Genomic DNA, 8,674 nt, shown 5'->3' with positions numbered 1-8,674 from the left:
ATCTTCACATTGTTGAGATCGACACCAGACCCATCGGCCTTCACGCGGATCTTCACATTGTAGTCGACCACCCGCTTCACGGGCACGAGAACTTTCATCTTCGATTTCCTGAGTTTGATTACGCTAGGTCACATGCGGCTGCGAAGGCCTTGAGGATCGTAGGGCGACTCTGGGATCACCTGCGCCCTGCGCATATCGCCTAGGATTGGTACTTCGAGCTTCGTACCCGGATTGGCCAGTTCTACCGGCAGCAGCGCAAAGGCTATGTCGTGCCCGAGGGTGTAGGCATAACCGCCGGACGTGATGCGGCCGACAAGCTTTCCACCGTGATAGACGCCTTCGTGGATGAGCGAACTCGCTCCGTCGGTATCTATGGAAATCGTAACGGAACGCTGGCGGATGCCTTGCTCTTTCTGGCAGATGAGTGCGTCACGGCCGATGAAATCGGCCTTTTCGAGCCGGATGAAACGATCCAGGCTGCTTTCCCAGGCTGTCAATTCTGGATTCATGTCGCGATACATGGCGCGATAGGATTTTTCCAGCCGCAGCGATTCAAGCGCGTGCAAACCAACCAATCGCAAGCCATGCGGCTCGCCTGCCTTCAAGAAAGCCTCCAGAAGGTGGCGTTGATAGCAGAGCGGGTGATAAAGTTCCCACCCGAGCTCACCCTCGTAATTGACGCGCAGCAGGCGAACATCGCTTGCAAGCCCGACCGTGCCGGACTTGACGCTGAACCAGGCAAAGGCCTCGTTGGTAAGGTCGATCTCAGTGAGTTCCTGAAGCACATCGCGGGCCTTCGGCCCCACGATCGTGAAGCAACCGCGCTCGTTGGTTACGTTCCGCAGCCTTACGCTGCCGTCCTCGGGCAAGAGCCGGGACAGGTCATCGAAATTCCAGCGCTCGGCTCGAGGCGTCGAGACCAGATAGAATACATCGTCGGCAAGCCGCGCTACGACATATTCGGCCTGCACTCCACCCGACCGCGTCAGGTGATGACTGAGATTGACTCGCCCCGTCTTGGGCAGGCGATTGGCGAGAATGCCGTCGAGCCACATTTCAGCCGCGGGACCGGATACCTCGAACTTCGTCATCGGCGTCATCTCGACCAGGCCGACGCCATTGCGGACGGCATGGACCTCTTCACCGACATATTTTCCCTTCTCGGTCCAGCGCCAGCTGTACTGATCCTTGGCCTCTACCCCCGTCGGCGCGAACCAGTTCGGTATTTCCCAGCCGTTCAGGACACCCCAGACGGCGCCGCGCCCGGTGAGGATGTCATAGGAGGGGGCCGTCTTCTGCGGACGGGCAGCGGGCATATCCTGCCCTGGATAATGCTGCTCGGCATGAGTGCCCCAGCTCTCGCGGACCTTGAGGCGCGTCCACTCCTTGTTCGCATAGTCGCCGAACCTGCGCGGATCCAGTTCGGACGTATCCAGGCTGTTCCCGCCCTCGACGATCCGCTCGGAGAGGTAGTAGCCGATCGCGCCTCCCCAGAGGATACCTCCAGGCACGCCTTCGGCGAGCCAGATATTTTCAAGTCCCCAGGCCGGTCCCATCAGCGGCAATTCGTCGGCCGTCATCTGGAAGGGGCCGCGCACATTCGCCTTGATGCCGACCCGGCCGAGCGCTGGAACGAGCTCCATTGCGCGTTCCCAGTTCCATGCCACTGCGTCGAAATCCTCCTCGACGAGATCGGCGCCGAACCATTCAGGAACACCATTCTCGGCGAAGAGCTTGAGATGCTCGGTCTTCTCATAGGGGCCGAACATCAGGCCGTCGCCTTCTTCGCGCAGATAGCCTTCAAAGGCCTCGTCGCGCAGGATGGGCATTTCCCGCAGGCCCTGTCGCTTGCGTTCTACGATCTCCGGAACGGCATCGGTGATCCAATACTGATGAAGGATCGGAATGGCTGGAATCTCCAGTCCGAGCATCGCGCCGGTCTGCCGGGCATAGTTGCCGGTTGCGGAAATGATATGTTCACAGACGATCTCGCCCTTGTTCGTCAGAACTTTCCATTCGCCGCTTGCAAGACGTTCGAAGCCGCGCACTTCGGTATTGAGATAGACCTTGGCACCGCGGTCGCGGGCGCCCTTGGCCATGGCCTGGGTCACGTCGGCGGGTGCAATGTGCCCATCATCGGGGTGATAGAGGGCACCGAGTGTCGCATGATTGTTCTCCAGCAGCGGCCAGAGCGCCTTGATTTCCTGCGGGGTTAGCAACTCGGCCCGGATACCCTGGACCTCGGCCACGCTCATGTAGCTCTTGTATTCATCGAGGCGATCGCGCGTGTTGGCGACCCGGAGCTGACCGCATTTGTGCCAGCCGACATGCTGACCCGTTTCAGCTTCCAACTGCTCGTAAATCTCAATCGTCTTGGCGATCATGCGGCCGATATTGATGCTGCGGGCATAGGAAGGGATGAGCCCCGCGGCATGCCAGGTCGAACCGGCGGTCAGCTGCGTGCGTTCCAGCAGCGCGACATCGGTCCAACCGCGCTTCGCCAGGCCGTATAAAATAGCCGCGCCAACGCAGCCGCCACCGATAACGACCGCTCGAGCATGAGTCTGCATGAATATCGATCCCAATAAGATTTCATGTGAGACTACAAAGCCATCCGCCGTTTGTGACGTTGCAAAAAAATGCACCAAAGCATAACTTCAATTCATGCACAGACTGCGATCCCTGGTCCCCTCCGCGAATTACCTGTTCGTCTTTGAAGCTGCGGCGCGGCGAAGAAGTTTCACAGCCGCCGCGCAAGAACTGAACGTATCGCAGCCAGCAGTCAGCAAGACGATTAAGCTTCTGGAAGAGGCTACCGGCCTGAAACTATTCAGACGTGAAAATGCGCGCCTGGAACTCACCGCTGAAGGATACAGATTCTACAAGGAAACACAGCAGACCTTCGATCATCTGCACATGGTGCTGACGTCGCTGAGAACCAGGCATTCGAACGACACGGTCAGAGTGTCGTTTTCCGCTTCCTTCGTGCAGCTATGGCTTTTGCCGCGCCTGAAGGATTTCAAGTCCCGGCATCCGGATATTGTCCTGCGTATCGAGGAAAGCAGCCGCGATGACCAAGACCTCAACGAAGAGGACATCGATATTTCCGCGAGACTGGGCTACGGCAAGTGGCCGGGGCTGGAGGCATGGCATTTCGTGAACGAGGAAGTCGCGCCGGTCTGCAATGCGGAGTATTTGCGGGATCATGGCGCCATCGAGACGCCCGCTGATCTACTGAACCACCCGCTTCTGCATTTTGAAGAACGGCATCGTACGCGCCTGGGATGGCGGGAATGGCTCACACATCAGGGCGTGCCCCTGCCGCGGCTTCGACAGGATTTCGTTTTTACCGATGCTCTCGGGTCGATTGAAGCCGCGGTCCTTGGCCAAGGCATAGCGCTCGGCTGGAAGCATCTCGTCCATGACCATGTTGAGGCGGCACGTCTGGTCTACCCGATCGATGCCCTGCACCGTTCGGGACAGGCAATCTATCTCATCATGCCCGCACAACGTCCCGCCAAGCCAGCGGCCATGCTGTTTCGGGACTGGCTGCTCCAGCAGAACGCGGACGCGCCCATTCGAATGAACGGCGGAACATCCGCGAATGCACGGAGTGCTTCCCCCTCAATCGCGCCCGAGGGAAACGAATAGTGGTCTGACGGCGCCGGATGGTGTCTATGGCCGAGGGGCCGCGCCCTACATGTTGCCGACATACGAACGATGAACCAGACTCTGCTGGACATAGTTGATCATCGTGATGAAGTCGAAAACCGGCCGCCCGGTAGCTGCCTGTACGGCATGCGCATAGGGCGGCAGATCACTGCATTCCAAGAGGATGGAACGCATTTGGGGATGTTGCGCTACCAATTCGCTGGCGACCTCGATGACTTCGCGTTCGATCTTGGCAGAATCCAGTGTGCCCTTTTCTTCGAGAATTGCCTCGCGGAATTCGGTCTGGCCTTCCATGCCGGCGATTGCAAGGGGAATATCGCCGGGCACCGAGCAGGCTGAAAAATGCCGTGGCGTCAGCCGTGAGGCGTCCGCCGTGATGATACCGACACTGCCGCCGCAAAGCGCATGCATGAAGGGTATCTGCATGAGGCTGGACAGGAAGACCGGAACGTCGACCGCTCCTGCCACTTCTTCCTGGAAGTAAGCCATGAACCCGCAGGCACCGGTGATGGCCCGCACGCCTCTGTCCCTCAATTCGACCGCGGCTTCCACGAAAGCTTCCTTCAGGGCCGGATCGCGCTGGTTCAGCAGCCGATCGATGGAAGCGCCACGCACCTCCTGGAACCGCACGGGATAGTCATAGGTGGTTGCGTTGCCGACATTGCCGGGAATGCAGGGATAAGCGGCATCCAGTATGAGAATGCCGATCTGCTCGCCGTACCAGGACTGGGACTTGCGCCGAACCTTGTACACACTCATCGTTATCGTCTCGGTGTCATCAAAAAAGGGGGAGCAGAAAATAGTTCTGCTCCCCTGGCCTGGTTATTGAACCAGGCGCGGAGCGCCGGTATCGGCTGCGGTACCGTCGAGACCGTAGGACTTCAGGATCTTGACGATGGTGCCATCCTGATGCATCGCCGCGATATCGGCATCCAGGGCCTGGCCAAGGTCAGTCGCCTTCATGGAGTAGGGGAAGGCGGCCTGAGCGGCTTCCTTCGTGGCTTTCACGCGATCATCGGGTGCCGCGATCTCGACCTTGACGTCCTTCAAGGCACCTTTCTGTGCGGCGACGACGCCGGTGGAATAGCCGTCGACGGCAACCTGGATACGGCCCGCGAACAAATCCTGCTGCATGTTGACCGAGTTGGGATAAAGCTTCAGCGACGAGCCCAGCATGGTCTTCAGGTCGGCGACCCAGAGATAGCCCTGGACGGTGCCGACCTTCTTGCCTTCCAGATCTGCGACCTGCTTGAAGCCTTCCTTCGAATAGATCGCCATCTGGTCCGTATAGAGGGGCGCGGACAGGCTCATGACCTTTGCTCGCTCCGCGGTGCGATACCAATCGCCGGTCGTGATGTCGGCCTGGCCTGAGAGGATGTACTGGATCGCTGCGGCCGGATCGACAGCCACGGCTTTCACCGTCAGGCATTCTCGCTTGGCGAAATCGGCGGCGATGTCGCCATCGATGCCTTTCATCGTACCGGTCTGGTCCATGAACGAATGCGGCGCGTAGGTTGTCACTGCGACGGTCAAGGTTCCAGGTGCGATGGTGGTGAACTTGTGCTTGGGCGTGCAATCTTGCGCCGACGCCAGCTGCACGCAGGCGGCCAAGCCGGCAGCGGCTGCCAGGATAGTATAAGCCTTTGATTTATTTGAAGGCACGCTGGGCTTCCTTTCGATGCGGGTTAACGTTGGGCATAGAGGCCCGCCCGCCTCTCGACATGACTCACGAAGAGGGCGGCTGGTATCGATACGCAGGCGTAGAGGGCACCGGCGCACAGAAGAGCTGGAAAGTATCGGAATGTAGTCGAGCCGATCTCATAGGCGCTGCTGACCAGTTCCGGCAGAGCGATTGCAAAGCAGAGTGACGTACCCTGGAAGATCAGGATCGAAAATCCCAATAGGGCCGGCAGAGCGACTCGCAAACTTTGAGGCAGGAGGATGAAGCGCAGTTCGTCTATTCGGGTGAAGCAAAGCGCCTCCGAAGCTTCACGCTGGCCCTGCGGGATGGACAACAGGCTGGCCCGCATGATCTCGCTCGTATAGGCGCCGGTGTTCCAGGCCAGGGCGATGATCGCCGCAGCGAATGACTCGATCGTGAAGTTCAGGCTGGGCAAGCCGAAATAGATGAACTGCAAAAGCACCAGCGCCGGTGCGCCGCGCCCCACCTCGACGAGAAACAGGGAAAGGGCTCGCAGGGCCTTGTTGCGGACCATCACGCCGAGGGCAAGCAGGAGCCCGAAGGGGATCCCGACAAGAAGGCTGAAGGCCGTGACCTGAAGGCTGACGGAAAAGCCCGACAGCAGATCCGGCATCCACGAGATGATTTCGTCATATGTGGGAAACATCAGCGTGCCACCTTGCTTCGAAGGGCGGCATCCGCCTTGCGTGAAAGCCAGGCTACCGGCAGGCTCAACAAGATGTAGAAGAGCCCGACGACCGCGAAGATCTCCAGGCCCCTATACGTCAACTGTGAAAGCTGGTTGCCCTGATAGGCGAGTTCTGCCACCCCTATGGTAGAGGCGACAGCGGTTTCCTTCATGAGGCCGATGAGGTAGCTGGCGGTCGTCGGTATCGCCACTCGCAGGGCCTGGGGAGCCACAATGTCCTTCATTGTCGACCAGCGACCGAGGTCGAGCGCAGCGCATGCCTCCCATTGGCCGGTATGGACGGCATTCAGCGCACCGCGATAGATCTCCGCCATGTTGGCGCCGGCGATCAGGCCGAGCCCGCACAAGGCGGCCACGAAGGGACTGATCGGAAAGTAGGACATTCCGACACCAAAAAAGATGATGAACAGCCAGAGTATCGGCGGTATTGCCCGAATGATCTGGATGGCGATCAGGGTAGGCACGCGCACCAAGGCCAGGCGGTTCGTACGCGCCGCCAGGAGTGGCGCACCCAATATCGCTCCAATGATGAAGGAGCCCAGGGTCAGGGCTGCCGTCCAGGCCAAGCCCCCAAGAAAGATCGTTGTATAGGCCATGCTCATCGGTCATGCACCGCGCGCAAAAATCGCTGCGTCCGCTCATGCTGCGGATTACGCATGACTTGGGCCGACGGGCCTTTTTCGACGATCCGGCCATCCGCCATGATCATGACCGTATCGGACACGTTCTCGGCAAATCCCATTTCATGCGTCACGACAATCATCGTCATGCCGCTGTCCGCGAGTGCGCGCATGACTGCGAGCACTTCGAGCCCCAATTCAGGATCAAGAGCGGAGGTCGGCTCGTCGAACAGCATCACTTCCGGATCGAGCGCGAGCGCGCGGGCGATGGCAATGCGCTGTTGCTGGCCACCCGAACAGCGGACTGGAAACTGGGATGCCTTGTCGGCAAGTCCGACTCGGCTGAGCAGTTGCAACGACCGCTCATCGGCTTCGGCGCGCTTGCGGCCGAGAACCCGTTCCTGAGGAAGGCTGACGTTCCGAAGGACCGACATATGGGGGAAGAGGTTGAAGGACTGGAAGACCATGCCGACGCGTCGACGCAGGCCTGACAATTCCTCACGGGAGACTGGCCGTGCGGCGTTGATGGTTGTTGGACCAATTGTGATCGTGCCGCCGTCCGGCCGCTCCAGGTAGTTGACGCACCGAAGCAATGTGCTTTTCCCCGAACCACTCGGGCCTATGATCGCAAGGACTTCGCCTGACTTTATGTCGAGGTCGATTTTGTCGAGGACCGTCAGTGCTCCATAATGTTTGCTAAGGGAATCAAGGCGGATGAGTGGACTGTCACTCTCTTTTTTCATCGCCCTACAATCCCGGAATCGACACGATATTTCTGCGTATAACTATAAAACTAACAGATATACACGCTTTGCGTGCCATGTAATTCCTCCCCTGGATTCGATAATTCGATGCAGTAGTAAAAATAGTACTTTACGTATAGATTATTATACTATATTTACTTGCATTGATATTTTGTTTTTCTTGGGGGCGGTTGTAGCATGGGTGACTGTGGTGGAGGAGTATGAAAAAAATGTACCGATGCATATCCTCAAGTTATGCATAACGCGCCAGAATCCCGGGGCGTTCTCCGTACATCAGGCCCAGGACATGGGTATCGGGGCGGCCCCGATCCTGTGATTTTGGGCGAACATGATGATCCGCTTGCAGGCGGATGTGTCGTTCCAATTCCGCCGGGTTGCGCCATAGAGAAACCTGTGCCCGCAGCATTGGCTTCGTCGTGGCTTGGAGCACTTGATTGGCGATCCGGGGTCCACTTTGCGTGCTGCGGAGCGGCATCAAAGCGAGGGTCTATTAAAATCCGTACTCTGCACAAAACCGTATATTGCTACTGCTAAACAGGCACTTCGATCGAGTGTCGGTATCGGTGGCTGCGGGCCCCCGCAACCAATTCTGTCATAAATCGCTAACCGTCCCGCTCTGATCGACCCGGGCGGTTTTTGACGTTGGAACCAATGAACTATAGGGAGCTGCCGGCTGCAGTAGCATGTTGGGGCATTTGATCTGAGCCTGTTTGAACTTATCGCAGCCGACCGCCCTTATCGGGCACATCATGGAATGTCGGCATGATGGAAATGAACATCGACCGAGATCTGGCAGTTTGGCATGATGGCTCTAAAGAATAATATAGAATCCATTCATTGGGTCTTTCCCTCTCTTATTCCCAAGAGCCATTGCATAATGGAGGAAAGACCGTATCGCACTTTGCATGAGTAGTATCTTTCAATGCCTCACATGGTATGAATGGTCGTCCGTTTTGTCTCGATTATTTTGAAGTACGCTCCTGAGTGCTCTGGATAATTTAAATAAACCTATTGACCCAACCAAATGCTGTCAAACGCACTGCTTTTTCGCTACGCATCTGGCCCTGGGCAAAAGTACCCTGCGGGCCTGGAGCTGTGCTCTCTACAGGGCCGCCCTGAGTTCGGGCAGTGCGGTGTAGAGATCGGCGACGAGGCCGTAATCGGCGACCTGGAAGATCGGGGCCTCTTCGTCCTTGTTGATGGCGACGATGACCTTGCTGTCCTTCAT

Annotated in this window: 7 protein-coding genes and 2 pseudogenes; 1 reads left to right on the top strand and 8 read right to left on the bottom strand. The window is 58.0% G+C overall.

The window, feature by feature from the left end; all coding sequences use genetic code 11:
• Together BA190_RS36355 and BA190_RS33510 are read right to left on the bottom strand one after the other, a co-directional pair.
• A pseudogene (locus BA190_RS36355) lies at nt 1-98 on the bottom strand (electron transfer flavoprotein subunit beta/FixA family protein); the annotation flags it as partial.
• 30 nt (nt 99-128) lie between these two features.
• Complete coding sequence (locus tag BA190_RS33510) at nt 129-2,570, bottom strand: FAD-dependent oxidoreductase (RefSeq protein WP_068299036.1); 2,442 nt, start codon at nt 2,568-2,570, stop codon at nt 129-131.
• 94 nt (nt 2,571-2,664) lie between these two features.
• Between BA190_RS33510 and BA190_RS33505 the strand changes: the two genes are divergently transcribed.
• Nucleotides 2,665-3,651 carry a LysR substrate-binding domain-containing protein gene (locus BA190_RS33505; RefSeq protein ID WP_082980239.1) on the top strand — a complete coding sequence of 329 codons (987 nt, stop codon included), beginning with the start codon at nt 2,665-2,667 and terminating at the stop codon, nt 3,649-3,651.
• Between the two features lie 45 nt (nt 3,652-3,696).
• On the opposite strand, the gene BA190_RS33500 is transcribed toward BA190_RS33505, so the two are convergent.
• The 6 genes and pseudogenes from BA190_RS33500 to BA190_RS35610 all read right to left on the bottom strand — a co-directional run.
• A complete protein-coding gene (locus BA190_RS33500) occupies nt 3,697-4,431 on the bottom strand; it encodes an aspartate/glutamate racemase family protein (protein ID WP_068299032.1) in 735 nt (244 codons plus the stop codon).
• 63 nt (nt 4,432-4,494) lie between these two features.
• A complete protein-coding gene (locus BA190_RS33495; RefSeq protein WP_068299029.1) occupies nt 4,495-5,334 on the bottom strand; it encodes a transporter substrate-binding domain-containing protein in 840 nt (279 codons plus the stop codon).
• 23 nt (nt 5,335-5,357) lie between these two features.
• The gene (locus BA190_RS33490; RefSeq protein ID WP_068299026.1) at nt 5,358-6,020 is read right to left on the bottom strand and encodes an amino acid ABC transporter permease; all 663 of its coding nucleotides are present in this window, start codon (nt 6,018-6,020) and stop codon (nt 5,358-5,360) included.
• Nucleotides 6,020-6,658, bottom strand: coding sequence for an amino acid ABC transporter permease (locus tag BA190_RS33485; RefSeq protein WP_245315037.1), 639 nt, complete (start codon nt 6,656-6,658; stop codon nt 6,020-6,022). The genes BA190_RS33490 and BA190_RS33485 overlap by 1 nt, the downstream gene beginning before the upstream one ends.
• A 2-nt stretch (nt 6,659-6,660) precedes the next feature.
• A complete protein-coding gene (locus BA190_RS33480; protein ID WP_068299021.1) occupies nt 6,661-7,425 on the bottom strand; it encodes an amino acid ABC transporter ATP-binding protein in 765 nt (254 codons plus the stop codon).
• Between the two features lie 1,123 nt (nt 7,426-8,548).
• Nucleotides 8,549-8,674: pseudogene (locus BA190_RS35610) on the bottom strand (electron transfer flavoprotein subunit alpha/FixB family protein); the annotation flags it as partial.

Origin of the sequence: Labrys sp. WJW (assembly GCF_001676615.1) — a bacterium.
Classification (GTDB): domain Bacteria; phylum Pseudomonadota; class Alphaproteobacteria; order Rhizobiales; family Labraceae; genus Labrys; species Labrys sedimenti.
The sequence above is the reverse complement of the archived record's forward strand: the minus strand, read 5'-3'. Positions and strand labels throughout refer to the sequence as shown.

Excerpts from the sequence above, each read along its gene's own strand:
- BA190_RS33505 (WP_082980239.1), top strand. The coding sequence starts at position 2,665 with ATGCACAGACTGCGATCCCTGGTCCCCTCCGCGAATTACCTGTTCGTC.
- BA190_RS33500 (WP_068299032.1), bottom strand. The coding sequence starts at position 4,431 with ATGAGTGTGTACAAGGTTCGGCGCAAGTCCCAGTCCTGGTACGGCGAG.
- BA190_RS33480 (WP_068299021.1), bottom strand. The coding sequence starts at position 7,425 with ATGAAAAAAGAGAGTGACAGTCCACTCATCCGCCTTGATTCCCTTAGC.
- BA190_RS33490 (WP_068299026.1), bottom strand. The coding sequence starts at position 6,020 with ATGTTTCCCACATATGACGAAATCATCTCGTGGATGCCGGATCTGCTG.
- BA190_RS33510 (WP_068299036.1), bottom strand. The coding sequence starts at position 2,570 with ATGCAGACTCATGCTCGAGCGGTCGTTATCGGTGGCGGCTGCGTTGGC.
- BA190_RS33485 (WP_245315037.1), bottom strand. The coding sequence starts at position 6,658 with ATGGCCTATACAACGATCTTTCTTGGGGGCTTGGCCTGGACGGCAGCC.